General features: G+C 69.7%; 24 protein-coding genes. 14 read left to right on the top strand and 10 right to left on the bottom strand.

From position 1 onward, the window contains the following. The first annotated feature begins 43 nt into the window (after positions 1-43). The 4 genes from A6A29_RS13415 to A6A29_RS13400 all read left to right on the top strand — a co-directional run bounded on the left by A6A29_RS13415 (position 44) and on the right by A6A29_RS13400 (position 4,341). Positions 44-379, top strand: coding sequence for an RNA polymerase-binding protein RbpA (locus A6A29_RS13415; protein ID WP_073720291.1), 336 nt, complete (start codon positions 44-46; stop codon positions 377-379). A gap of 173 nt (positions 380-552) precedes the next feature. Then, positions 553-2,205 (top strand): glucose-6-phosphate isomerase, encoded by a 1,653-nt coding sequence (gene pgi, locus A6A29_RS13410; RefSeq protein WP_073720290.1) that lies wholly within the window; start codon positions 553-555, stop codon positions 2,203-2,205. Positions 2,206-2,209: 4 nt separating this feature from the next. After that, a complete protein-coding gene (locus A6A29_RS13405; protein WP_073720289.1) occupies positions 2,210-2,713 on the top strand; it encodes a PH domain-containing protein in 504 nt (167 codons plus the stop codon). Further along, positions 2,710-4,341: a PH domain-containing protein gene (locus tag A6A29_RS13400; protein WP_079182729.1), complete on the top strand. Its 1,632-nt coding sequence runs from the start codon at positions 2,710-2,712 to the stop codon at positions 4,339-4,341. The genes A6A29_RS13405 and A6A29_RS13400 overlap by 4 nt, the downstream gene beginning before the upstream one ends. A 6-nt stretch (positions 4,342-4,347) precedes the next feature. Here the strand turns inward: A6A29_RS13400 and A6A29_RS13395 are convergent, their stop codons facing one another. The 6 genes from A6A29_RS13395 to tkt all read right to left on the bottom strand — a co-directional run bounded on the left by A6A29_RS13395 (position 4,348) and on the right by tkt (position 11,414). Further along, positions 4,348-4,710, bottom strand: coding sequence for a VOC family protein (locus A6A29_RS13395; RefSeq protein WP_073720288.1), 363 nt, complete (start codon positions 4,708-4,710; stop codon positions 4,348-4,350). Positions 4,711-4,799: 89 nt separating this feature from the next. After that, entirely contained in the window at positions 4,800-5,582 is a 783-nt protein-coding gene (pgl, locus tag A6A29_RS13390) for a 6-phosphogluconolactonase (RefSeq protein WP_073720287.1), read from the bottom strand. Further along, a complete protein-coding gene (gene opcA, locus A6A29_RS13385; RefSeq protein ID WP_073720286.1) occupies positions 5,579-6,637 on the bottom strand; it encodes a glucose-6-phosphate dehydrogenase assembly protein OpcA in 1,059 nt (352 codons plus the stop codon). Before opcA ends, pgl begins: the two co-directional genes overlap by 4 nt. Continuing rightward, entirely contained in the window at positions 6,634-8,166 is a 1,533-nt protein-coding gene (gene zwf, locus A6A29_RS13380) for a glucose-6-phosphate dehydrogenase (protein WP_073720285.1), read from the bottom strand. Before zwf ends, opcA begins: the two co-directional genes overlap by 4 nt. Before the next feature lie 5 nt (positions 8,167-8,171). After that, complete coding sequence (gene tal / locus A6A29_RS13375) at positions 8,172-9,290, bottom strand: transaldolase (protein WP_073720284.1); 1,119 nt, start codon at positions 9,288-9,290, stop codon at positions 8,172-8,174. A gap of 36 nt (positions 9,291-9,326) precedes the next feature. After that, a complete protein-coding gene (gene tkt / locus A6A29_RS13370; RefSeq protein ID WP_073720283.1) occupies positions 9,327-11,414 on the bottom strand; it encodes a transketolase in 2,088 nt (695 codons plus the stop codon). Positions 11,415-11,699: 285 nt separating this feature from the next. Between tkt and A6A29_RS13365 the strand changes: the two genes are divergently transcribed. Together A6A29_RS13365 and A6A29_RS13360 are read left to right on the top strand one after the other, a co-directional pair. After that, entirely contained in the window at positions 11,700-12,653 is a 954-nt protein-coding gene (locus A6A29_RS13365; protein WP_073720282.1) for a heme o synthase, read from the top strand. Between the two features lie 91 nt (positions 12,654-12,744). Further along, positions 12,745-13,113: a hypothetical protein gene (locus A6A29_RS13360; RefSeq protein ID WP_073720281.1), complete on the top strand. Its 369-nt coding sequence runs from the start codon at positions 12,745-12,747 to the stop codon at positions 13,111-13,113. A gap of 204 nt (positions 13,114-13,317) precedes the next feature. Here the strand turns inward: A6A29_RS13360 and A6A29_RS13355 are convergent, their stop codons facing one another. From A6A29_RS13355 to A6A29_RS13345, 3 genes are all read right to left on the bottom strand, one after another. Next, positions 13,318-14,298: a COX15/CtaA family protein gene (locus A6A29_RS13355; protein WP_073720280.1), complete on the bottom strand. Its 981-nt coding sequence runs from the start codon at positions 14,296-14,298 to the stop codon at positions 13,318-13,320. Between the two features lie 85 nt (positions 14,299-14,383). Then, complete coding sequence (locus A6A29_RS13350; RefSeq protein ID WP_073720279.1) at positions 14,384-15,151, bottom strand: ABC transporter permease; 768 nt, start codon at positions 15,149-15,151, stop codon at positions 14,384-14,386. Further along, entirely contained in the window at positions 15,148-16,074 is a 927-nt protein-coding gene (locus A6A29_RS13345) for an ABC transporter ATP-binding protein (protein ID WP_073720278.1), read from the bottom strand. Before A6A29_RS13345 ends, A6A29_RS13350 begins: the two co-directional genes overlap by 4 nt. A 249-nt stretch (positions 16,075-16,323) precedes the next feature. On the opposite strand from A6A29_RS13345, the gene A6A29_RS13340 reads away from it, so the two are divergent. The 8 genes from A6A29_RS13340 (at position 16,324) to A6A29_RS13305 (ending at position 22,890) form a co-directional block, all read left to right on the top strand. After that, positions 16,324-17,064: a helix-turn-helix transcriptional regulator gene (locus A6A29_RS13340; RefSeq protein ID WP_073720277.1), complete on the top strand. Its 741-nt coding sequence runs from the start codon at positions 16,324-16,326 to the stop codon at positions 17,062-17,064. Next, positions 17,061-18,482, top strand: a complete 1,422-nt coding sequence (gene sufB, locus A6A29_RS13335; RefSeq protein ID WP_073720276.1) for a Fe-S cluster assembly protein SufB — start codon at positions 17,061-17,063, stop codon at positions 18,480-18,482. Before A6A29_RS13340 ends, sufB begins: the two co-directional genes overlap by 4 nt. A 71-nt stretch (positions 18,483-18,553) precedes the next feature. Next, positions 18,554-19,735 carry a Fe-S cluster assembly protein SufD gene (gene sufD / locus A6A29_RS13330; protein ID WP_073720275.1) on the top strand — a complete coding sequence of 394 codons (1,182 nt, stop codon included), beginning with the start codon at positions 18,554-18,556 and terminating at the stop codon, positions 19,733-19,735. Next, positions 19,735-20,052: a bifunctional 3-phenylpropionate/cinnamic acid dioxygenase ferredoxin subunit gene (locus A6A29_RS13325; RefSeq protein ID WP_073720274.1), complete on the top strand. Its 318-nt coding sequence runs from the start codon at positions 19,735-19,737 to the stop codon at positions 20,050-20,052. Before sufD ends, A6A29_RS13325 begins: the two co-directional genes overlap by 1 nt. 7 nt (positions 20,053-20,059) lie before the next feature. Then, entirely contained in the window at positions 20,060-20,824 is a 765-nt protein-coding gene (sufC, locus tag A6A29_RS13320) for a Fe-S cluster assembly ATPase SufC (RefSeq protein WP_073720273.1), read from the top strand. Next, complete coding sequence (locus tag A6A29_RS13315; protein WP_073720272.1) at positions 20,821-22,089, top strand: cysteine desulfurase; 1,269 nt, start codon at positions 20,821-20,823, stop codon at positions 22,087-22,089. The genes sufC and A6A29_RS13315 overlap by 4 nt, the downstream gene beginning before the upstream one ends. Positions 22,090-22,099: 10 nt before the next feature. Next, positions 22,100-22,555 (top strand): Fe-S cluster assembly sulfur transfer protein SufU, encoded by a 456-nt coding sequence (sufU, locus tag A6A29_RS13310; protein ID WP_073720271.1) that lies wholly within the window; start codon positions 22,100-22,102, stop codon positions 22,553-22,555. Further along, complete coding sequence (locus A6A29_RS13305) at positions 22,552-22,890, top strand: metal-sulfur cluster assembly factor (protein ID WP_073720270.1); 339 nt, start codon at positions 22,552-22,554, stop codon at positions 22,888-22,890. The genes sufU and A6A29_RS13305 overlap by 4 nt, the downstream gene beginning before the upstream one ends. Before the next feature lie 339 nt (positions 22,891-23,229). Here the strand turns inward: A6A29_RS13305 and A6A29_RS13300 are convergent, their stop codons facing one another. After that, positions 23,230-24,156 (bottom strand): hypothetical protein, encoded by a 927-nt coding sequence (locus tag A6A29_RS13300; RefSeq protein ID WP_198953061.1) that lies wholly within the window; start codon positions 24,154-24,156, stop codon positions 23,230-23,232. Position 24,157: the final 1 nt, after the last annotated feature.

Here is a 24,157-nt window from a genome sequence, read left to right as displayed (position 1 = left end):
GACTGGGGCATCTTCGAGCACCATCACGCAGGGAGTTACGACCGTGGCAAGTGGCAACGCGATTCGGGGAAGCCGGGTCGGAGCGGGGCCGATGGGGGAGGCCGAGCGGGGCGAGTCCGCACCGCGCCTCCGCATCTCCTTCTGGTGCTCGAACGGGCACGAGACGCAGCCGAGCTTCGCCCATGACGCGCAGGTACCGGAGACCTGGGACTGCCCGCGCTGCGGCTTCCCGGCCGGCCAGGACCGGGACAGCCCGCCTGACCCGCCCCGCACCGAGCCGTACAAGACGCATCTGGCGTACGTACGGGAACGGCGCAGCGACGAGGACGGCGAAGCCATTCTCGCCGAGGCACTTGCCAAACTCCGCGGCGAAATCTAGAAGACGTTCACCGGCCGGGCACCCCAGGGTGTCCGGCCGGACTGCAATTCCCGCGCAGTCGCCCGCGTTTCCCGTGCCGCAGCCCGCCCTCGCGCCCCGATGACCTCGGATCAATTAGGTTGGAGGGGCAGCGGGGATGCGCAAGTACGAGAAGAAGTGGGCTGATATCCGCGATGAACGCACAAAGCCGAACCAGGCTCCATCAGATGCCCGAGTGGACGGCTCTCGGCAAGCACCGTGAAGAGCTCGGCGGGACCCATCTGCGACAGCTGTTCGCGGACAGTCCGGACCGCGGCAGCGCCTACACCCTGCGGGTCGGCGACCTCCACCTCGACTACTCCAAGCACCTGGTCACCGACGAGACGCTCCGCCTGCTGCGCGAGCTCGCCGCCGCCACCGGGGTCGCGGAGCTGCGGGACGCGATGTTCCGCGGCGAGAAGATCAACACCACCGAGGACCGGGCCGTCCTGCACATCGCGCTCCGCGCCCCGCGCGACGCGGTGATCGAGGTCGACGGCGAGAACGTGGTGCCCGGCGTGCATGCCGTCCTCGACAAGATGGCCGCCTTCTCCGAGAAGGTCAGGGCGGGGCAGTGGACCGGTCACACCGGCCGTCCCATCAAGAACATCGTGAACATCGGCATCGGCGGCTCCGACCTGGGCCCCGCCATGGCGTACGAGGTGCTGCGTTCCTTCACGGACCGCTCGCTCACCGTCCGCTTCGTCTCCAACGTCGACGGCGCCGACCTCCACGAGGCGGTCCGTGACCTCGACGCGGCCGAGACGCTGTTCGTCGTCGCGTCCAAGACGTTCACCACGATCGAGACCATCACCAACGCCACCTCCGCGCGCGACTGGCTGCTCACCGAGCTGAAGGCCGGTCAGGACGCCGTAGCCAAGCACTTCGTGGCGCTGTCGACCAATGCCGAGAAGGTCGCGGACTTCGGTATCGACACGGCCAACATGTTCGAGTTCTGGGACTGGGTCGGCGGCCGGTACTCCTACGACTCCGCGATCGGCCTCTCGCTGATGATCGCCATCGGCCCGGAGCGGTTCCGCGAGATGCTCGACGGCTTCCACCTCGTCGACGAGCACTTCCGTACCGCACCCGCCGAGGAGAACGCCCCGCTGCTGCTCGGCCTGCTGGGTGTCTGGTACGGCGCCTTCTTCGACGCCCAGTCGCACGCGGTGCTGCCCTACAGCCACTACCTGTCCAAGTTCACCGCGTACCTGCAGCAGCTGGACATGGAGTCCAACGGCAAGTCCGTCGACCGGGACGGCAACCCGGTCGACTGGCAGACCGGTCCGGTGGTCTGGGGCACGCCCGGCACCAACGGTCAGCACGCCTACTACCAGCTGATCCACCAGGGCACGAAGATGATCCCGGCGGACTTCATCGGCTTCGCCGCCCCGGTGCACGACCTGCTGCCCGGACTGATCGCCCAGCACGACCTGCTGATGGCCAACTTCTTCGCCCAGACCCAGGCCCTCGCCTTCGGCAGGACGCCCGACGAGGTCCGTGCGGAAGGGGTGCCCGAGGAGCTGGTTCCGCACAAGACGTTCCGGGGCAACCACCCGACGACCACGATCCTCGCCGACAAGCTGACCCCCTCGGTCCTCGGCCAGCTGATCGCGCTCTACGAGCACAAGGTCTTCGTCCAGGGCGCCGTCTGGAACATCGACTCCTTCGACCAGTGGGGCGTCGAGCTCGGCAAGGTCCTCGCCAGGAAGATCGAGCCGGTCCTGACCGAGGGCACCGGCGGCGAGCGGCTGGACAGCTCCACCGCCGCGCTGGTCGCCGCCTACCGCACGCTGCGGGGGCGCTGAGCCGATGCCGCGGGGGGAGGGAACGGTACGGCTCCGGCCGCCGAACAACAGACTCGACGGGCGGGCCGTCGGCTGGTGGCGGGCCCAGTGGGCGCTGCTGACCGCGTTGCCGGTCGTGGTGCTCGGTGTGCTGGGCGCGATCGTCGAGCCCGCCCGCCTCTGGCTGCTGCTGCCCGCCGCGGTGCTGGCGGCGGCCGGATCGGCCTGTGCCGTCCTTCTCCCCCTGTGGTGGTTCCGTACGCACCGCTGGGAGGTCACCGAGGACGCGGTGTACGTCCGCACCGGCGTCTTCCGGCAGGAGTGGCGGATCGCGCCGATGTCCCGCATCCAGACCGTGGACACCGTGCGCGGTCCGCTGGAACAGCTCTTCCGGCTCGCCACGGTCACCGTCACCACCGCGTCGGCCAAGGGCGCGGTGAAGATCGAGGGCCTGGACCACGAGGTGGCGGCGGAACTGGCCGAGCGGCTGACGCGGATCACCCGGGACACCCCCGGCGACGCCACATGAGCGCGGTGGACGACTGGCGCCGCCTGCATCCCCGTACGGTGCTCGTCACCGCGCTCGTCACGGCGGGCGTCGTGGCGGGCGCGGCCGTACCGACCACCGTCGGTCTCTCCGGCCGCCTCGGGACGGGAACGGCCGCGCTGTGGGTGCTGGCCGGGGCCGTCCTGCTGATCGGCTGCGCGACGGCCGGTGACTACGTCCGCTGGCGCCGCACCCGCTACCGCGTCGGCCCCGAACGCGTCGACCTCCACACCGGCCTCCTGCTCGTCAAGCAGCGCTCCCTGGCCCGCGAACGCATCCGCAGCGTCGACCTCACCGCCCACCTGATGCTGCGTCTCCTCGGCCTCGTCACGGTCAGGATCGGCACCGGGGAGCACACCGGCGGTGAATCCACCCTGGAACTCGACCCGGTGACCCGCGGCGAGGGCGAACGGCTGCGCAGGCTTCTGCTGGAACGCACCGCCACCGGCACCGAAGGCACCCACCGCGAGGGTGAGCTGGTCACCCTCGACCCGCGCTGGATCCGCTACGCCCCGGTCTCCTTCGTCGCCCCGATGCTCGGCGGAGCCGCGGCCGGAGCGGTGCTGCAGGTCAGCGAGTGGGTCGGGGCACAGCGTCAGGTCATCGCCTGGGTCGGCGACCGTTTCCGGGACACTCCGGTGCTCTGGACGGTCGTGACCCTGGTCGTGGCGGCCGTCGTCGCGGGGGCCGTCGGAGCGCTCGGACTCTGGGTCGAGATGTGGTGGAACTACCGCCTGGAGCGTGAGCCGGGCGGCACCCTGCGGGTCCGGCGCGGGCTGCTGACCACCCGGTCCATCTCCGTCGAGGAGGCCAGGCTGCACGGGGTGGACCTCGTGGAGCCGCTCGGCGTCCGGTTGCTCGGCGCCGCCCGGCTGGACGCGATCACCACCGGGATGGCCAAGGACGAGGACTCGAAGAACGCCGACCACAACACCCTGCTCCCGCCCGTGCCCCGGAAACTGGCCGACACCGTCGCCGCCGAGGTGCTGCGGGAGACACGCACTCCGACCGGGGTCCCGCTCACCGGGCACCCCCGTGCCGCCCGCCGCCGGAGAGTGGGCTGGGCGCTCTGGTCGACCCTCGCTCCCGCCCTGGTCCTGGCCGTGCTCGGGGCACTGCTCACGCCCGTCCTGCTCTGGATCGCGCTCGCCTGCGCGGTGGTGTTCCCGCCCGTCGCGGTCCTGCTCGCGCTGGACGCGTACCGGGCGCTCGGACATGCCGTCGGCGGCCGGTACCTGGTGACCCGGTCGGGCACCGTGAGCCGCTCCACCGCGGCCCTGGAGCGGGCCGGAGTGATCGGCTGGACGGTCAAACAGTCGTACTTCCAGCGGCGGGCCGGACTGCTGAGCGTCACGGCCACCACGGCCGCCGGAGCGGGCGCCTACACGGCGTACGACACCGACGCGGCCGAGGGCCTCACCTTCGCCGCCGAAGCCGTCCCCGGCCTCCTGGAGCCCTTCCTGGAGCGCACCCCGAGGAGCCCGGAGCGCACCCCGAGGACGCCCGGGCGAATCCCGGCGCCCGAGCACGCCCCGAGCACGCCCGAGCCCGCCCCGAGGACACCGGAGCCCGCCCCGAGGACACCGGAGCTCGCTCCGAAGGACGTCTGAGGGCGGTCAGCCGCCGTGCTCCGTGTCGATCACGCAGAACCTGTTCCCCTCGGGGTCGGCCAGCACGACGAAGTCCGGGTCCGGCGGGTAGAGCTCCCATGCCACCCGGACCGCGCCGAGCGCGAGCAGCCGTTCCACCTCGGCGTCCTGGGCGGCGGAGTAGAGGTCCAGATGGACCCGCGGGACCTCCTGCACCGCGGACTCGCTGCGCCCCAGCGACAGCCCGGCCCCCGTCCCCCCGTCCGGGACCAGCACCACCCAGTCGTCCGTCGCGGGCTCGCGCTCCACATAGTCCAGCGCCGCCTTCCAGAAGGCCGCCGCCCGCGCCACGTCCGACGCGCCCATCACCACGCTTCCGATGCGCACCATGGGCCGAGCCTTTCACGGCGCTGGTCATGACGGAGGCCCGGCCGCTCCATGAGCGAACCGGGCCTCCGTACCGTCCTGCTGACGGCCTCTCAGGAAGAGGCCGGCGGATACAGCGCACGCGGCAGCCGCGAGGCCGCCGGGGCGTCCAGCAGCCACAGCGTCCTGGAGCGTCCGTACGCCCCCGCCGCCGGTGCCTGGATCTCCCCGGCACCGGACAGCGCGATGGCCGCGGCCTCCGCCTTGTCCTCGCCCGCCGCCAGCAGCCACACCTCGCGCGCCGCCCGGATCGCGGGCAGCGTGAGGGAGACCCTGGTCGGCGGCGGCTTCGGGGCGCCGTGCACACCGACGACGGTGCGCACGGTCTCCCGTACCGCGGGCAGCTCCGGGAAGAGCGACGCGACATGCGTGTCCGGGCCGACGCCCAGCATCAGCACGTCGAACGTCGGTACGGGGCCGTGGTCCTCCGGCCCCGCCGCGGCGGCGAGTTCGGCGGCGTATCCCTCGGCCGCCTCGTCCGCGTCACCGCCGTACGGGCCGTCGGAGGCCGGCATCGCGTGCACCCGGGCCAGGTCCAGCGGTACCGAGTCCAGCAGGGCCTCGCGGGCCTGCGTGACATTGCGCTCGGGGTCACCCTCGGGCAGGAACCGCTCGTCGCCCCACCACAGGTCGAGCCGTGCCCAGTCGACCGCGTCCCGGGCGGGCGCCGCGGCGAGTGCGGCCAGCAGGCCGTTGCCGTTGCGCCCACCGGTCAGCACCACCGAGGCGCTGCCGCGCGCCGCCTGGGCGTCCACGATCTTCGTGATCAGCCGGGCAGCCGCGGCCTGCGCCATCAGCTCCTTGTCGCGGTGCACGACCAGTTGGGGCACCGTCACTTGGACGCCGCCTTCTTGGCCGGGGCCTTCTTCGCGGCGGCCTTCGGCGCGTCGCCGGCCGGCTGCTCCGCCGGCCGGTCCGCGGCCGTCTCCGCCGCCCGGACGGTCTTCGCCGCCGGTGCCCGCGTCGGACCGGCGAGGCGCTCCACACCGAACTTCACCGCGGACTCATAGGTGTTGTCCGGGTCGAGCCGCCGCAGCTCCTCCGCGAGCAGCTCGGCGGGCTCCCGTCGCTTGAGCGCCACCGCGCGGTCCGGCTGGCCCTCCATGGAGAGCGTGGCCAGTGAGCCGTCGGCGCGGTCCAGGACGATGACGCCGTCCTTCGTGTCCAGCCGGACCGCGGTCAGACCGGGACCGCCGGAGAGCGTGCGCTCCACCGGGACCCCCAGCCGGTCCGCGAGCCACATGGCGAGCAGTTCGCAGCTGGGGTTGTCGCTCTCGCCCTCGACGGTCGCGGCGGTGACCTCGGCGGGCTGCTGGTCCAGCGCGGCGGCCAGCATCGAGCGCCACGGCGTGATGCGGGTCCAGGCCAGATCGGTGTCGCCGGGGTGGTACGTCGCCGCGCGGACCGCCAGCTCGTCGAGCGGGCGCTCGGCGGAGTAGGCGTCCGTGATCCGGCGCTGGGCGAGGGCGCCCAGCGGGTCCTTCGCCGGTTCGGCGGGCGCGCCCTCGGGCCACCACACCACGACCGGGGCGTCCGGCAGCAGCAGCGGCAGGACCACCGACTGGGCGTGGTTGGCCAGTTCGCCGTGCAGACGCAGGACGACGGTCTCGCCGGTGCCCGCGTCGGAACCGACCCGGACCTCGGCATCCAGCCGGGCGTCGCGGCGGCTGCGCGGCGACCGGCTGAGCCGCTTGATCACCGCGATGATGCGCGAGGGGTGCTCGCGCGAGGCGTCGCCCGCCGACCTGAGCGCGTCGTACGCGTTCTCCTCGTCGGTGACGATGACCAGCGTGAGCACCATGCCGATGGCCGGGGTGCCGATGGCCCGGCGGGCCGACACCAGGGCCTGGTTGATCTTGCTGGACGTGGTTTCCGTGAGATCGATCTTCATGGCCGGCGCCAGCTCCGTCCGTCGCGTGCGAGCATCTCGTCGGCTTCGGCCGGACCCCAGGTACCGGCCGCGTACTGCGCGGGCTTGCCGTGCGTGTCCCAGTACTCCTCGATCGGGTCGAGGATGGTCCAGGAGAGCTCGACCTCCTGGTGACGGGGGAAGAGGTTGGCATCGCCGAGCAGCACATCGAGCAGCAGCCGCTCGTACGCCTCGGGGCTCGACTCCGTGAAGGACTCGCCGTACGCGAAGTCCATCGTGACGTCCCGGACCTCCATCGAGGTGCCGGGCACCTTGGAGCCGAACCGCACGGTCACACCCTCGTCCGGCTGGACCCGGATGACCAGGGCGTTGCCGCCCAGCTCCTCGGTCGCGCCGGACTCGAAGGGCAGATACGGGGCCCGCTTGAAGACGACCGCGATCTCGGTGACCCGGCGGCCGAGCCGCTTTCCGGTACGGAGATAGAACGGCACGCCCGCCCAGCGGCGGTTGTTGATCGTGAGCTTGATCGCCGCGAAGGTGTCGGTCGTCGACTTGGGGTCGATACCGTCCTCCTCCAGGTAACCGGGGACTTCCTCGCCGCCCTGCCACGCGTGCGCGTACTGGCCGCGCACGGTGTGCTTGCCCAGGTCCTCCGGCAGCTCGACCGCCGTGAGCACCTTGAGCTTCTCGGCCACCAGCGCCTTCGGGTGGAAGGAGCCGGGCTCCTCCATCGCGGTCAGCGCCAGCAGCTGGAGCAGGTGGTTCTGGATGACGTCACGGGCCGCACCGATGCCGTCGTAGTACCCGGCCCGGCCGCCGATGCCGATGTCCTCGGCCATCGTGATCTGGACGTGGTCGACGTAGGAGCGGTTCCAGATGGGCTCGAACATCGTGTTGGCGAAACGCAGCGCCAGGATGTTCTGGACCGTCTCCTTGCCCAGGTAGTGGTCGATCCGGAAGACCTCGTGGGGCGGGAACACGTCGTGCACGAGCTGGTTGAGCTCCTGCGCGCTGGTGAGGTCGTGCCCGAACGGCTTCTCGATGACGGCACGCCGCCACGAGCCTTCCTTCTGGTCGGCGAGCCCGTGCTTCTTGAGCTGCTGGACGACCTTGGGGAAGAACTTCGGCGGCACGGACAGATAGAAGGCGAAGTTGCCGCCCGTGCCCTGTGCCTTGTCGAGTTCCTGGATGGTGGCCTTCAGGGTCTCGAAGGCGTCGTCGTCGTCGAAGTTGCCCTGGACGAAGCGCATCCCCTGGATGAGCTGCTGCCAGACCTCTTCGCGGAAGGGGGTACGGGCGTGCTGCTTGACGGCGTCGTGGACCTCTTGGGCGAAGTCCTCGTCCTGCCACTCGCGACGGGCGAAGCCGATGAGCGAGAAGCCCGGCGGCAGCAGGCCGCGGTTGGCCAGGTCGTAGACAGCGGGCATCAGCTTTTTGCGGGACAAATCGCCCGTGACGCCAAAGATGACCAGGCCCGACGGCCCCGCGATACGCGGGAGCCGTCGGTCCTGGGCGTCACGAAGCGGGTTGGCTCCGGGAACACCAGACAAGGTGGTCAGCCCTCCGAAGGGGCGAGGCGCTTGAGCTCTGCCTCAGTGGACGTGAGCAGGTCGTTCCAGGACACCGCGAACTTCTCGACGCCCTCGTCCTCCAGGACCCCCACGACGTCGTCGTAGGAGATCCCGAGCTTCTCGACGGCGTCGAGCTCGGCGCGTGCCTGCTCGTAGGTGCCGGCGATGGTGTTGCCGATGATCTGTCCGTGGTCCGCCGTGGCGTCCAGCGTGGCCTCGGGCATGGTGTTCACCGTGCCGGGGGCGACCAGGTCGTCGACGTACAGCGTGTCCTTGTACGCGGGGTCCTTGACGCCGGTCGAGGCCCACAGCGGACGCTGCTTGTTGGCCTGGCCCTTGTCGAGCGCGGCCCAGCGGTCCGAGGAGAAGACCTCCTCGTACGCCTGGTAGGCGAGACGGGCGTTGGCGAGCGCCGCCTTGCCCTTCAGCGCCTTGGCCTCGTCCGTGCCCAGCGCGTCGAGCCGCTTGTCGATCTCGCTGTCGACCCGGGACACGAAGAACGACGCCACCGAGTGGATCTTGGAGAGGTCCAGGCCCGCGGCCTTCGCCTGCTCCAGGCCCGCCAGGTAGGCGTCCATGACCTCGCGGTAGCGCTCCAGCGAGAAGATCAGCGTCACATTGACGCTGATGCCCTTGCCGATGACCTCGGTGATCGCCGGCAGACCGGCCTTCGTCGCCGGGATCTTGATGAGCGTGTTCGGCCGGTCCACCAGCCAGGCCAGCTGCTTGGCCTCGGCGACGGTCGGCGCGGTGTGGTGGGCCAGACGCGGGTCCACCTCGATGGAGACCCGGCCGTCCTGGCCGTCCGTCGCGTCGAAGACCGGACGCAGGATGTCGGCGGCGTCACGGACGTCCGCCGTCGTGATCATCCGGATGGCTTCGTCGACGGTCACCTTGCGGGTGGCGAGGTCGGTGAGCTGCTGCTCGTAACCGTCACCCGAGGAGATCGCCTTCTGGAAGATCGACGGGTTGGTCGTGACACCCACGACGTGGCTCTGGTCGATCAGCTCGGCGAGATTGCCGGAGGTGATCCGCTTGCGCGACAGGTCGTCGAGCCAGATCGCCACGCCCTCGTCGGAGAGGCGCTTGAGTGCGTCTGTCATGAGAATTGCATCTCCTACTAGTCGTCTATACCGGCGTCAGCGCGCGGCGGCGGCGAGAGATTCCCGCGCGGCGGCGGCCACGTGCTCGGCGGTGAAGCCGAACTCGCGGAACAGCACCTTCGCGTCGGCCGACGCACCGAAGTGCTCCAGCGACACGATCCGGCCGGCGTCCCCGACGTACCGGTACCAGGTCAGACCGATGCCCGCCTCGACGGCGACCCTGGCCTTCACGGACGGCGGCAGAACGCTGTCCTTGTACGCCTGGTCCTGCTCCTCGAACCACTCGACCGACGGCATCGAGACGACCCGGGTCGGCACACCGGCCGCCTGGAGCTGCTCGCGCGCCTCCACGGCGAGCTGCACCTCGGAGCCGGTACCGATCAGCACGACCTGCGGCTCGCCGCCGTCGGCGTCGAAGAGCACGTAGCCGCCCTTGGCCGCGTCCTCGTTCGCCTCGTACGTCGGCACGCCCTGCCGGGTGAGCGCCAGACCGTGCGGGGCGCCCTTGCCGAACACCTTGGTGTAGCGGCGCAGGATCTCGCGCCAGGCGATCGTGGTCTCGTTGGCGTCGGCCGGGCGCACGATGTTCAGGCCCGGGATGGCGCGCAGCGCGGCCAGGTGCTCCACCGGCTGGTGGGTCGGGCCGTCCTCGCCGAGGCCGACCGAGTCGTGCGTCCACACGTAGGTCACCGGCAGGTGCATCAGCGCGGACAGGCGCACGGCGTTACGCATGTAGTCGGAGAACACCAGGAAGGTGCCGCCGTAGATGCGGGTGTTGCCGTGCAGCGCGATGCCGTTCATGGCGGCGGCCATGGAGTGCTCGCGGATGCCGAAGTGGATCGTGCGGCCGTAGGGGTCCGCGCCCGGCAGCGGGTTGCCCGCCGGGAGGAACGAGGAGGTCTTGTCGATCGTGGTGTTGTTCGAGCCCGCGAGGTCGGCGGAGCCGCCCCACAGCTCGGGGATGATCCCGCCGAGCGCCTGGAGCACCTTGCCGGAAGCGGCACGGGTGGCGACGCTCTTGCCCGGCTCGAAGACCGGGAGCTTCTCCTCCCAGCCCTCGGGCAGCTCGCCCGCGGCGATCCGGTCGAACTCGGCGGCGCGCTCCGGATGGGCGGTGCGCCACGCGGCGAAGGACTTCTCCCAGGTGGCCTTGGCCTCACGGCCGCGGTCCAGTGCCTGGCGGGTGTGCCCGATGACCTCGTCGGAGACCTCGAAGGTCTTCTCCGGGTCGAAGCCCAGGACCCGCTTGATGGCCGCGACCTCGTCGTCGCCGAGCGCCGAGCCGTGCGCGGCCTCGGTGTTCTGGGCGTTCGGGGCCGGCCAGGCGATGATCGAACGGGCCGCGATGAACGAGGGACGCTCGGTCTCCGCCTTGGCCGCCAGCAGCGCGTCGTACAGACCCTTGGGGTCCAGGTCGCCGCTGGGCAGCTGGTCGACGCGCTGGACGTGCCAGCCGTACGACTCGTACCGCTTGAGGGTGTCCTCGGAGACCGCGGTCTCCGTGTCGCCCTCGATGGAGATGTGGTTGTCGTCCCACAGCATGGTCAGGTTGCCGAGCTTCTGGTGCCCGGCCAGCGAGGACGCCTCCGACGAGATGCCCTCCTGGAGGCAGCCGTCACCGGCGATGACCCACACGTTGTGGTCGAACGGGGAGGTGCCGGGAGCCGCGTCCGGGTCGAACAGGCCGCGCTCGTACCGCGCCGCCATGGCCATGCCCACGGCGTTGGCGACACCCTGGCCCAGCGGCCCGGTGGTCGTCTCCACACCGGTGGTGTGCCCGTACTCGGGGTGGCCCGGCGTCTTGGAACCCCAGGTGCGGAACGCCTTCAGGTCATCGAGCTCCAGGCCGTAACCGGCCAGGTAGAGCTGGATGTAGAGGGTCAGGCTGGTGTGGCCGGCAGAGAGGACGAACCGGTCGCGGCCGGTCCAGTCGGCGTCCGCGGGGTCGTGCCGCATCACCTTCTGGAAGAGGGTGTACGCGGCGGGAGCCAGGCTCATCGCCGTACCCGGGTGGCCGTTTCCGACCTTCTGTACGGCGTCCGCGGCGAGGACGCGGACAGTGTCCACGGCCCGCTGGTCCAATTCGGTCCACTGGAGGTCTGTGGTGGTCGGCTTGGTGCTCACCCTGAGTCAGGGCTCCTCTCCACTGTTGTAACCGGTGGCTGATACCGCACCGGGCATTGTCGAGCCTACCCCCGTCACCACGCTCGATTTCCGGGCACTTTCCAGGGTGCGGGCGACCTGTCCACTTCGCCTCCCGACGGAATGCGTCCGTTCACCGCGGCGCCACCCCAACACGACCCCACCCCCGCGAAGAACGGCGTATCCGCAACGTCTACAGTGGACTGGTTCGCGCAAGTATTTACCGGGCCTTCACGCCTGGAGCTTGCTGGGATTTCTCTGTCAGGGGTGTGCGTGACGGCCGTCGAGTCCCGACCCGCAGGGGTCGCCTTGACTCCGAGCCCAGGGGGCCATCGCCCGTTCGGGGCCCGCATCAAGGCATTCGTGGCGCTTACCAAGCCGCGGATCATCGAGCTGTTGCTCATCACCACCGTTCCGGTGATGTTCCTCGCCGCTCAGGGTGTGCCAGACCTGTGGCTCGTACTCACTACCACCACCGGCGGATATCTTTCCGCGGGCGGTGCCAATGCGCTGAACATGTACATCGACCGTGATATCGACGCGTTGATGGACCGTACGTCGCAGCGTCCGCTGGTCACCGGCATGGTGAGCCCACGCGAGTGCCTGGCTTTCGGAATCGCCCTCGCGGTGATTTCCACCCTCTGGTTCGGGTTCTTCGTCAACTGGCTCTCGGCGTGGCTCGCGCTCGGCGCGCTCCTCTTCTATGTCGTCGTCTACACGATGCTGTTGAAGCGCCGTACCTCGCAGAACATCGTCTGGGGCGGAATCGCGGGCTGCCTTCCGGTCCTCATCGGCTGGTCCTCGGTGACCAACTCGATGTCGTGGGCCGCCGTCATCCTCTTCGCCGTCATGTTCTTCTGGACCCCGCCGCACTACTGGCCGCTGTCCATGAAGGTCAAGGAGGACTACGCCCGGGTCGGCGTCCCGATGCTCCCGGTCGTCGCCTCCAACCAGGTGGTCGCCCGCCAGATCGTCCTCTACAGCTGGGTGATGGTCGCCGTCTCGCTCCTGCTGACCCCGCTGGGCTACACCGGCTGGTTCTACACGGTGGTGGCGCTGCTCGCCGGCGCCTTCTGGCTCTGGGAGGCGCACGGCCTCCAGAGCCGCGCCAAGGCCGGGGTCACCGGCGGCAAGCTCAAGGAGATGCGGCTGTTCCACTGGTCCATCACCTATGTGTCGATCCTCTTCGTCGCGGTCGCGGTGGACCCCTTCCTCCGCTGACGCGGCACCTGCCTCCACGGGCGGGGTACGTGGCCCAGGCCACGTACCCCGCCCGTCGCCGTTTGATCTACCCGTCGGTAGCATCCTGTGCATGGCAGAGACGGCAGCAGACACGGCAGAGACCCAGCGGGCGGACAGCAGGCAGGCGGCCCGTGCGGAGCGCAGGGCGGCGAAGCTCGCCAAGCAGATCGGCGCCTTCGCCAAGGCGCACGGCGGTGCCGAGGGACAGCTCGCCTACACCGGGCAGACCGGCACCCGCATCGTCCTCGTCGGCGAGGACGGCGGCTGGGGCGACCTCGTGGCACCGTCGTACGCCGTCGCGGAGAACGCCGCGCGGAAGTCCGGGATCACGATGCACGAGTCCTTCGACGGCGAGTTCGCGGCCAAGGTCCGCACCGGCCCGTACGAGTGGTCGAGGATGGCCGGCATCCAGGTCGGCGGCCCGTCCAACGACCGCTGAGCCGCCCGCTCCGGCAGCGGGCGGCACCCGGGCCCGTGCAGCACGCGGGCCCGGACCGGATCCGGAGCCGGAGTTCACCCGTCGGGTCGTACGCACGCGTGCGGCCGGGTGGGTCAGGGACGCCGAAACGCCGCCTCCCGCAGACCGGGGGCGGCGTTTCGCTGTCCGGGGTGAGGGCGACGGGCGTCGGCCGCCGCGCCGGGTTCAGCTCGCGGGCGCGGTCTCCGGCCGCTCGGCGGACGGGCCGGGCACCGGGGCGGCCACGACGGCAGCCCGCTCCCGCATGCTCAGCGCCAGCCGCAGTACGGCGATCCACATCAGGGACGAGCCGAACATGTGGATGCCGACCAGGACCTCGGGGACGTCGCTGAAGTACTGCACGTAACCGATCGCGCCCTGCGCCACCAGCACGATCAGCAGGTCACGGGAGCGTGCCCGGGTGTCGGCGGGCGCGTCCACCATCCGCAGGGCCAGCCACATGGCGATGGCCAGGGCGCAGACCACCCAGGCACCGATGGCGTGCACATGGGCCGCCGCGTTCCAGTCCCACGGCATGCGCGGGACGTCGCTGCTGTCACCGGCGTGCTTGCCGGAACCGGTGACCGTCGTGCCGAGGGCGATCAGGACGACCGTGGTGGCGACGATGGCCCAGGACAGATTGCGTACGGGGCGCGGGGCGCGCGGGACGGCCGGGCCGTCGCCCTCGCCGACCCGCACCCAGGTGATGACGGCGACGGTGAGCAGGCCGTTGGCCAGCAGGAAGTGCCCGGCCACGGACCACGGGTTGAGGCCGGCCCAGACCGTGATCCCGCCGATGACGGCGTTCCCCATCACGAGCCAGAACTGCGACCAGGCGAGCCGCGACAGTCCGCGGCGGCGGGGCTTGACGGAGCGCACCGCGATGATCGCCCAGCCGACCGCGGCCGACAGGACGTAGGTGAGCATCCGGTTGCCGAATTCGATGGCGCCGTGCAGACCCTGCTCGGGCGTGGCGAAGAGGCTGTCGTCGGTGCACTTGGGCCAGGTGTCGCAGCCCAGGCCGGAGCCGGTCAGCCGGACGGCGCCGCCCGTGACGATGATGAACACGGTCATCACGACCGCGGAGAGCGCGGCGCGCCGGACCACCTTGGTGGACGGCGTCCAGCGCTTGGCGATGGAGGAGAGGGGGGTTTCCACGCGGACCATCGTAGGCCGGGGCTTGTGCATGTTTTCACGAGGGGTGGGGTCGTTCCCGGACGACTCCGGACATCACCGGAATGTCAGCGACCGCTCACTCCCAGCGGAAGAGGCGCGCCGCCGCGCCCAGCCCCAGCACCGCCCAGACCGCCAGGATGCCGAGATCGCCCCAGGGCATGGACGCCCCGTGCTGGAGCACGTCCCGCAGCCCGCCGGAGAGCGCCGAGATCGGCAGCAGGTCCAGCACGGACCGCACCGCGTCCGGGAACTTGTCCAGCGGCACGATGACCCCGCCGCCGACCAGCAGCAGCAGGAAGACCAGATTGGCGGCCGCGAGTGTCGCCTCCGCCTTCAGCGTCCCCGCCATCAGCAGTCCGAGCCCGGAGAAGGCCGCGGTGCCCAGCACCAGGAGCAGCAGGACGGCGAAGGGGTTGCCGTGCGGCGACCAGCCGAGCGCGAAGGCGATCACCGTCAGCAGCACGATCTGGAGCACCTCGGTGACCAGCACCGACAGCGTCTTCGCGGTCATCAGGGCCCAGCGCGGCAGGGGAGAGGCGCCGAGCCGCTTGAGCACCCCGTAGCGCCGTTCGAAGCCGGTGGCGATGGCCTGGCCGGTGAAGGCCGTCGACATCACCGCGAGCGCGAGGATGCCGGGCGTCAGGAAGTCGACCGACTCGCCCGAGCCGGTGTCCACGATGTCGACCGCGCCGAACAGCACCAGCAGCAGCGCCGGGATGATCACCGTCAGCAGCAGCTGCTCGCCGTTGCGCAGCAGCATCCGCGTCTCCAGCGCGGTCTGCGCGGCGATCATGCGGGACAGCGGGGCGGCCCCCGGGCGGGGGGCGTACGTACCGGCGCTCATGCGCGCAGCTCCTTGCCGGTCAGTTCGAGGAAGACGTCCTCCAGGGTGTGCCGCTCCACGGAGATGCCGTCCGGCATGACGCCGTGCTGGGCGCACCAGGAGGTGACGGTGGCCAGCAGATGCGGGTCGATCTGTCCGGTGATGCGGTACGTCCCCGGGACCGGCTCGGCCGCCTCGCTGCCGTCCGGCAGCGCCTTGAGCAGCGAGCCGAGGTCCAGGTCCGGGCGGCCGGTGAAGCGCAGGGTGTTCTCGGCGCCGCCCCGGCACAGCTGCTCGGGGCTGCCCCGGGCGATCACCCGGCCCGCGTCGATGATCGCGACGTCGTCGGCCAGTGCCTCGGCCTCGTCCATGAAGTGGGTGGTCAGGACGGTCGACACGCCGTCGGCGCGCAGCTCCCGTACGAGGTCCCAGGTGGAGCGGCGGGCCTGTGGGTCCAGGCCCGCGGTCGGCTCGTCCAGGAACAGCAGCTCGGGGCGGCCGACGACCGCCATGGCGAGCGAGAGGCGCTGCTGCTGGCCGCCGGAGAGTCGGCGGTAGGAGGTCCGCCCGCAGCTGCCGAGGCCGAGGCGCTCGATCAGGGCGTCGACGTCCAGGGGGTGGGCGTGCAGTCTCGCCATGTGCCGGAGCATTTCCTCGGCCCGCGCACCCGAATAGACCCCGCCGGACTGAAGCATGACGCCGATCCGCGGGCGGAGCTTCTCCGCCTCGGTGACGGGGTCGAGGCCGAGGACCCGTACGGTGCCCGCGTCGGGGCGGCGGTAGCCCTCGCAGGTCTCGATCGTGGTGGTCTTCCCGGCGCCGTTCGGTCCGAGGACCGCGGTCACCGCGCCGGCCGGGACGGCCAGGTCGAGGCCGTCGAGTGCGGTCTTGGTGCCGTACCGCTTCACCAGGCCCTTGACCTGTACGACAGGCTCGCTCTTCATGGCGGGTAAGTCTAGGCAGGGCCGGGAGCGGGGCGGTCTCCGGGGAGGGGCGCGGGCGGTCTCCGGGGAGGGGCGCGGGCCCCGGCGAGGGAGGCCCACAGGCCGGTGCGGGGAGGCCTGCGGGCCCGTCGGGGAGGCTCGCAGGCCGGTCCGCGAGGCCAAATTAGGTAACCCTAAGTGACGAATCGCACCGTTGATCGTTCCGGACCGTGGTTGTCAAGGCCGGATGAATTACGCAACAATGGCGTTGTGAAATACGTTGGCGAGGCTCCGCAGGAGGAACTCGCGACCGGTGAGCGCTCGACGCGCAACCGGGTCGCGCGCTCCATCCTGGACCACGGCCCGTCCACCGCCGCCGATCTGGCCAAGCGCGTCGGCCTCACCCAGGCCGCCGTCCGCCGCCACCTCGACGCCCTCGTCTCCGACGACGTCGTCGAAGCCCGCGAACAGCGGGTGTACGGGGCACGGACCCGCGGCCGTCCCGCCAAGGTGTTCGCCCTGACGGACTGCGGCCGGGACGCTTTCGACCAGTCCTACGACAAGCTCGCCGCGGACGCGCTGCGCTGGATCGCCGAGACCTCGGGCGACGAGGCCGTGCTCGCTTTCGCCCGTGCCCGGATGGCCGTCCAGGCCGAGGGGTACCGCGAGGCGGTCGAGGCCGCGGCCCCCGAGGACCGCGCCGAGGCGTTGGCCAAGGCCTTGTCGGCCGACGGGTACGCTGCTATGGCGCGAAGCGCGCCGGGCCCCCAGCAGGGCGAGCAGCTGTGCCAGCACCACTGCCCGGTCGCGCATGTCGCCGAACAGTTCCCGCAGCTGTGCGAGGCGGAGACGGAATTCTTCTCCAGCCTCCTGGGAACCCACGTGCAGCGTCTGGCCACCCTCGCCCACGGCGACGGCGTGTGTACGACGTTCGTGCCGCGCAGCGGTCACGCACCACCACAGACCACCCCATCAGCATCCGCAAGTACGGCCGGGAGGAACCCCGCATGACGCTCCCTACGGAGACTGCCCACCCTGAGCTCGAGGGTCTGGGCACGTATGAATTCGGCTGGGCCGACTCCGACGCGGCAGGCGCGGCGGCGAAGCGCGGTCTCTCCGAGGCTGTCGTCCGCGACATCTCGGACAAGAAGAACGAGCCCGAGTGGATGCTGAAGCTCCGGCTCAAGGGCCTGAAGCTCTTCGGCAAGAAGCCCATGCCGAACTGGGGCTCCGACCTGTCGGGCATCGACTTCGACAACATCAAGTACTTCGTGCGGTCCACCGAGAAGCAGGCGGAGTCCTGGGAGGACCTGCCCGAGGACATCAAGAACACGTACGACAGGCTCGGCATCCCCGAGGCGGAGAAGCAGCGCCTCGTCGCCGGTGTCGCAGCCCAGTACGAGTCCGAGGTGGTCTACCACCAGATCAACGAGGAGCTGGAGGCGCAGGGTGTCATCTTCATGGACACCGACACGGCGCTGAAGGAGCACCCGGAGCTCTTCAAGGAGTACTTCGGCACCGTCATCCCCGTCGGTGACAACAAGTTCGCCTCGCTGAACTCGGCCGTGTGGTCCGGTGGCTCGTTCATCTACGTGCCCAAGGGTGTCCACGTCGAGATCCCGCTCCAGGCCTACTTCCGTATCAACACGGAGAACATGGGCCAGTTCGAGCGGACGCTGATCATCGTCGACGAGGACGCCTACGTCCACTACGTCGAGGGCTGCACCGCGCCGATCTACTCCTCGGACTCGCTGCACAGCGCCGTGGTCGAGATCATCGTGAAGAAGGGCGGCCGCTGCCGCTACACGACCATCCAGAACTGGTCGAACAACGTCTACAACCTCGTCACCAAGCGCGCCGTGGCGTACGAGGGCGCGACCATGGAGTGGGTCGACGGCAACATCGGCTCCAAGGTCACCATGAAGTACCCGGCCGTCTACCTGATGGGCGAGCACGCCAAGGGCGAGACCCTCTCCATCGCCTTCGCGGGCGAGGGCCAGCACCAGGACGCCGGCGCCAAGATGGTGCACATGGCTCCGAACACCTCCTCCAACATCGTCTCCAAGTCGGTGGCGCGAGGCGGCGGCCGGACCTCCTACCGCGGTCTGATCGAGATCGGCGAGGGCGCGCCGGGCGCGAAGTCCAACGTGCTCTGTGACGCGCTGCTGGTCGACACGATCTCGCGCTCCGACACCTACCCCTACGTCGACGTCCGCGAGGACGACGTGTCGATGGGCCACGAGGCGACCGTCTCCAAGGTCTCCGAGGACCAGCTCTTCTACCTCATGAGCCGCGGACTCACCGAGTTCGAGGCCATGGCGATGATCGTGCGTGGCTTCGTCGAGCCGATCGCCAAGGAGCTGCCCATGGAGTACGCCCTGGAGCTCAACCGGCTGATCGAGCTGCAGATGGAGGGTTCGGTCGGCTAGTACGGCCGAGCGCCGTACCACCGCACGAATCCCCCGAGTTCTTGACTGAGAAAGCGAGCACTACGACAGCCATGGCTGAGGCTCAGAACATTCCGGCGGGCTCCACCACCGCCGGGTCCATCGCGGTGGCCGCCGAGTCGACCGTCGCCACGCGCATGAGCGCGCCCCCGTCCTTCGACGTCGCGGACTTCCCGGTCCCGCACGGCCGCGAGGAGGAGTGGCGGTTCACGCCGCTGGAGCGGCTGCGCGGGCTGCACGACGGCACCGCCGTCGCCACCGGCGGCGGCGTCAAGGTCGCGATCGAGGCGCCCGAGGGCGTCACCGTCGAGACCGTCGGCCGCGACGACGCACGGCTCGGCAAGGCCGGCACGCCGGTGGACCGGGTCGCCGCCCAGGCGTACTCGGCCTTCGAGCAGGCCTCGGTCGTCACGGTCGCCAAGGAGGCCGTGCTCACCGAGCCGATCCGCATCGCGGTGCACGGCGAGGGCGGCGTGGCGTACGGCCACCAGGTCATCGAGCTGGGTGCCTTCGCCGAAGCGGTCGTCGTCATCGACCACACCGGTGACGCGGTCCTCGCCGCCAACGTCGAGTACATCGTCGGCGACGGCGCGAAGCTGACCGTCGTCTCCGTCCAGGACTGGGACGACACCGCGGTCCACGTCGGCCAGCACAACGCGCTGATCGGCCGGGACGCCTCGTTCAAGTCGATCGTCGTCACCTTCGGCGGAGACCTGGTGCGTCTGCACCCGCGGGTCGCCTACGCGGGCACCGGCGGCGAGGCCGAGCTGTTCGGCCTGTACTTCACCGACAAGGGCCAGCACCAGGAGCACCGCCTCCTGGTCGACCACAACACCCCGCACTGCAAGTCCAACGCGGTGTACAAGGGCGCGCTCCAGGGCGACGGCGCACACGCCGTGTGGATCGGTGACGTCCTCATCCAGGCGAAGGCCGAGGGCACCGACACCTACGAGATGAACCGGAACCTCGTCCTCACGGACGGTGCCCGGGTCGACTCCGTACCGAACCTGGAGATCGAGACCGGCGAGATCGTCGGCGCCGGCCACGCCTCGGCGACCGGCCGCTTCGACGACGAGCAGCTCTTCTACCTCCAGTCGCGCGGTATCCCCGCCGAGGAGGCCCGCCGTCTCGTCGTGCGCGGCTTCTTCGCCGAACTGGTCCAGCAGATCGGCCTGCCGGACGTCGAAGCGCGTCTCCTCGACAAGATCGAGACCGAGCTGAAGGCGTCCGTCTGATGGCCTTCGTCAAAGCCTGTGCGCTGAGTGAGCTGGAGGACGACACCCCCAAGCGGGTGGAGCTCGACGGCACACCCGTCTCCGTCGTCCGTACCGAGGGCGAGGTGTTCGCGATCAACGACATCTGCTCGCACGCGAACGTCTCGCTGTCGGAGGGCGAGGTGGAGGACTGCATGATCGAGTGCTGGCTGCACGGATCGAGCTTCGACCTCCGCACCGGTAAGCCGTCCGGCCTTCCCGCGACGCGCCCCGTCCCCGTATACCCCGTAAAGATCGAAGGGGACGATGTGCTCGTCTCCGTCACCCAGGAGTCCTGAGTCACCCATGGCAACGCTTGAAATCCGCGACCTGCACGTCACCGTCGAGGCCGACAACGCCACGAAGGAGATCCTCAAGGGCGTCGACCTGACCGTGAAGCAGGGCGAGACCCACGCCATCATGGGCCCCAACGGGTCCGGCAAGTCCACCCTCGCGTACTCGCTGGCTGGTCACCCCAAGTACACGATCACGCGGGGCACGGTCACCCTCGGCGGCGAGGACGTCCTGGAGATGTCCGTCGACGAGCGCGCCCGCGCCGGCCTGTTCCTCGCCATGCAGTACCCGGTCGAGATCCCCGGTGTCTCGGTCTCCAACTTCCTGCGCACCTCCGCCACCGCCGTCCGCGGCGAGGCACCCAAGCTGCGTACGTGGGTCAAGGAGGTCAAGGAGACGATGGCCGGCCTCCAGATGGACCCGGCCTTCGCCGAGCGCAACGTCAACGAGGGCTTCTCCGGCGGCGAGAAGAAGCGCCACGAGATCCTTCAGCTGGAGCTCCTCAAGCCGAAGATCGCGATCCTCGACGAGACCGACTCCGGCCTGGACGTCGACGCGCTGAAGACCGTCTCCGAAGGCGTCAACCGGGTCCGCGAGGGCGGCGAGGTCGGCACCCTGCTGATCACGCACTACACGCGGATCCTCCGCTACATCAAGCCCGACTTCGTCCATGTCTTCGCCAACGGCCGCATCGCCGAATCCGGCGGCGCCGAACTCGCCGACAAGCTGGAGAACGAGGGCTACGAGGCATATGTGAAGGGTGGCGCTTCCGCGTGACTGACGCCCGACAGGGGCTCACCGGCCTCCTCGACACCGAGGCGATCCGCAAGGACTTCCCCATCCTGGACCGCACGGTCCACGACGGCAAGAAGATCGTGTACCTGGACAGCGCGGCGACCTCGCAGAAGCCGCGCCAGGTGCTCGACGCGCTCAACGAGTACTACGAGCGGCACAACGCCAACGTCCACCGCGGTGTCTACACCCTCGCGGAGGAGGCCACCGCGCTGTACGAGGGCGCCCGCGACAAGGTCGCCGCCTTCATCAACGCGCCCAGCCGCAACGAGGTGATCTTCACCAAGAACGCCTCCGAGTCGCTCAACCTCGTGGCCAACATGCTGGGCTGGGCGGATGAGCCCTATCGGGTCGACCGCGACACCGAGATCGTCACCACCGAGATGGAGCACCACTCCAACATCGTGCCGTGGCAGCTGCTCTCGCAGCGCACCGGCGCGAAGCTGAAGTGGTTCGGCATCACGGACGACGGCCGTCTCGACCTGTCCAACATCGACGAGATCATCACCGAGAAGACGAAGATCGTCTCCTTCACGCTGGTCTCGAACATCATGGGCACGATCAACCCGGTCGAGAAGATCATCCGCCGCGCCCAGCAGGTCGGCGCGCTGGTCTGCATCGACGCCTCGCAGGCGGCACCGCACATGGTGCTCGACGTACAGGCGCTGCAGGCCGACTTCGTGGCCTTCACCGGCCACAAGATGGTCGGCCCGACCGGCATCGGCGTGCTGTGGGGACGGCAGGAACTCCTGGAGGACCTGCCCCCGTTCCTCGGCGGCGGCGAGATGATCGAGACCGTGTCGATGCACTCGTCGACGTACGCCCCCGCGCCGCACAAGTTCGAGGCGGGTACGCCCCCGATCGCCCAGGCCGTCGGCCTCGGCGCGGCCGTGGACTACCTCTCCGCGATCGGCATGGAGAAGATCTACCGCCACGAGCACGCGATCACCGAGTACGCGGTGAAGCGCCTCCTGGAGGTCCCGGACCTCAAGATCATCGGCCCGGCGACGGCCGAGGACCGCGGCGCCACGATCTCCTTCACGCTCGGCGACATCCACCCGCACGACGTGGGCCAGGTCCTCGACGAGCAGGGCATCGCCGTCCGGGTCGGCCACCACTGCGCGCGGCCGGTCTGCCTGCGGTACGGAATTCCCGCAACGACGCGAGCGTCGTTCTATCTGTACTCCACGCCCGCCGAGGTCGACGCCCTGGTGGACGGTCTGGAGCACGTCCGGAACTTCTTCGGCTGAGGGCTGACTGGTGAAGCTGGAATCCATGTACCAGGAAGTGATCCTGGACCACTACAAGCACCCCCACGGGCGTGGCCTGCGGGACGGCGACGCCGAGGTGCATCACGTCAACCCGACGTGCGGTGACGAGATCACACTCCGGGTGAAGTACGACGGCGAGACCATCGTCGACGTGAGCTACGAGGGACAGGGCTGCTCCATCAGCCAGGCCAGCGCCTCGGTTCTCAACGAGTTGCTGGTCGGCAAGGAGCTCGCCCAGGCGCGGAAGATCCAGGACGCGTTCCTGGAGCTGATGCAGTCCAAGGGCCAGCTGGAGCCGGACGACGAGATGGAGGAGGTGCTGGAGGACGCGGTCGCGTTCGCCGGTGTCTCCAAGTACCCGGCCCGGGTCAAGTGCGCGCTGCTGAGCTGGATGGCGTGGAAGGACGCGACGGCGAAGGCGCTGTCCGAAGGGAAGACGGCATGAGCGACAACGAGACTCTCACCACCAAGCCGGCCTCCGAGGAGGAGGTCCGCGAGGCGCTGTACGACGTGGTCGACCCCGAGCTGGGCATCGACGTCGTCAACCTGGGCCTGATCTACGGCATCCACGTCGATGACGCCAACATCGCCACCCTCGACATGACCCTGACGTCCGCGGCCTGTCCGCTGACCGATGTCATCGAGGACCAGGCGAAGTCCGCCACCGACGGCATCGTCAGCGAGTTGCGGATCAACTGGGTCTGGATGCCGCCGTGGGGCCCGGACAAGATCACGGACGACGGGCGCGAGCAGCTGCGCGCGCTGGGCTTCAACGTCTGAGACATGCGGCGAACGGCCATGCCCGCCAGGGGATACTGGCGGGCATGGCCGTTCGCTTGTACCACCACGTCGTCGATTCCCACGATCTGCCCCTGCTCGCCCCCTGCTGGTGCCAGGTGCTGGACTGGCAGGTGCCGGACGCCAAGGCGTGACTCGGGGCGCGTACAGGGTCACTCCGGGGTCGCTCACGGCACCTGCGGGAATGCGGGTACGTCTGCACCGTGCCGCGGCGAGGCACCTAGGTGCACGACCGCGGCGAGGACGAGTACCAGGACACGCAGCACACCCAGCGGGCATGCGCCACGGGGCAGCGCACGGACGGGGCCGTCGGGAGACCGCTCACGCGGTCGAGGCAGGGTCGAAGTACCCCGGCGTGCGGAACAGACCGGTGAAGGTCCCCGGGCCGTGCCGCTCGTCCAGCCACGCCCCCAGTACGGTCGCGTCACCGCTGATGACGGCTCCGAGGAGCCGTGTGTGGCACTCGCCTTCCTCACCGGGTGCGAACTCCTCAAGGAAGCGCGCGTAGCGACGATTGACGCCATTCTCGTAGCCGGTGAGGGCCTTTGCGTATCGCGTCTGCTCGTCGCTTCCCGACAGCCCCGCCGCACGGTCGGCGTCCCCTTCCGTCAGCGTTCCCGTCACGTCTCGAAACGCGAGGGAACCGAGAATGTCCGAGGGCTCCGGCACGCCGAAGCACTCTGCCGTCCGCCGGGTGATGGAACGCGCCTCTTTGTCGCACACACCTTCCATGACGATTCCGATATTGCGGGTGTGGTGACTTCCGTGCTGGTCGGCAGCCGAATAGGACTGTCCGGTTGACCGGCGGTAGTTGATTCCATACTGAGTTCGGACGGGTACGCCTGCCACTTCCACATACCGCCGACGCGATCCGTAGTGAAGGCAGTCATGGGCGTACGCGCGAAGCAGGTCGAGAAGGGCCAGCGCGGGGCGCTCGGGATTCCGGCGTTCCATGGGTCCGTACATGGTGATGACGGCCACCATCTGAAAGTGCCGGTATCCCTGGTTCGGGTGGTGAAATCCGCCGAAGGCACCGGAACGCGAAGAGTCACAGCCGACCCAAACGCGATCAAGCGGCAGCATCCTGGCCAGCCCGTACCCGGTGTACCGGCGCGTGGCATTTTCGACACCAGCATGAAACGGGATGGTATCGATCCCGTCTGCCGCCCACCGGCTGAGCATTTCCGAGAGGGGCCGAAAGATGTGAGCGGGGTGCTCTCCCGTCAGCGGAGACGCGTCGGCACGCATA

The sequence above is a fragment of the Streptomyces sp. TSRI0281 genome (genome assembly GCF_001905125.1).
Classification (GTDB): Bacteria; Actinomycetota; Actinomycetes; order Streptomycetales; family Streptomycetaceae; genus Streptomyces.
The sequence above is the reverse complement of the archived record's forward strand: the minus strand, read 5'-3'. Positions and strand labels throughout refer to the sequence as shown.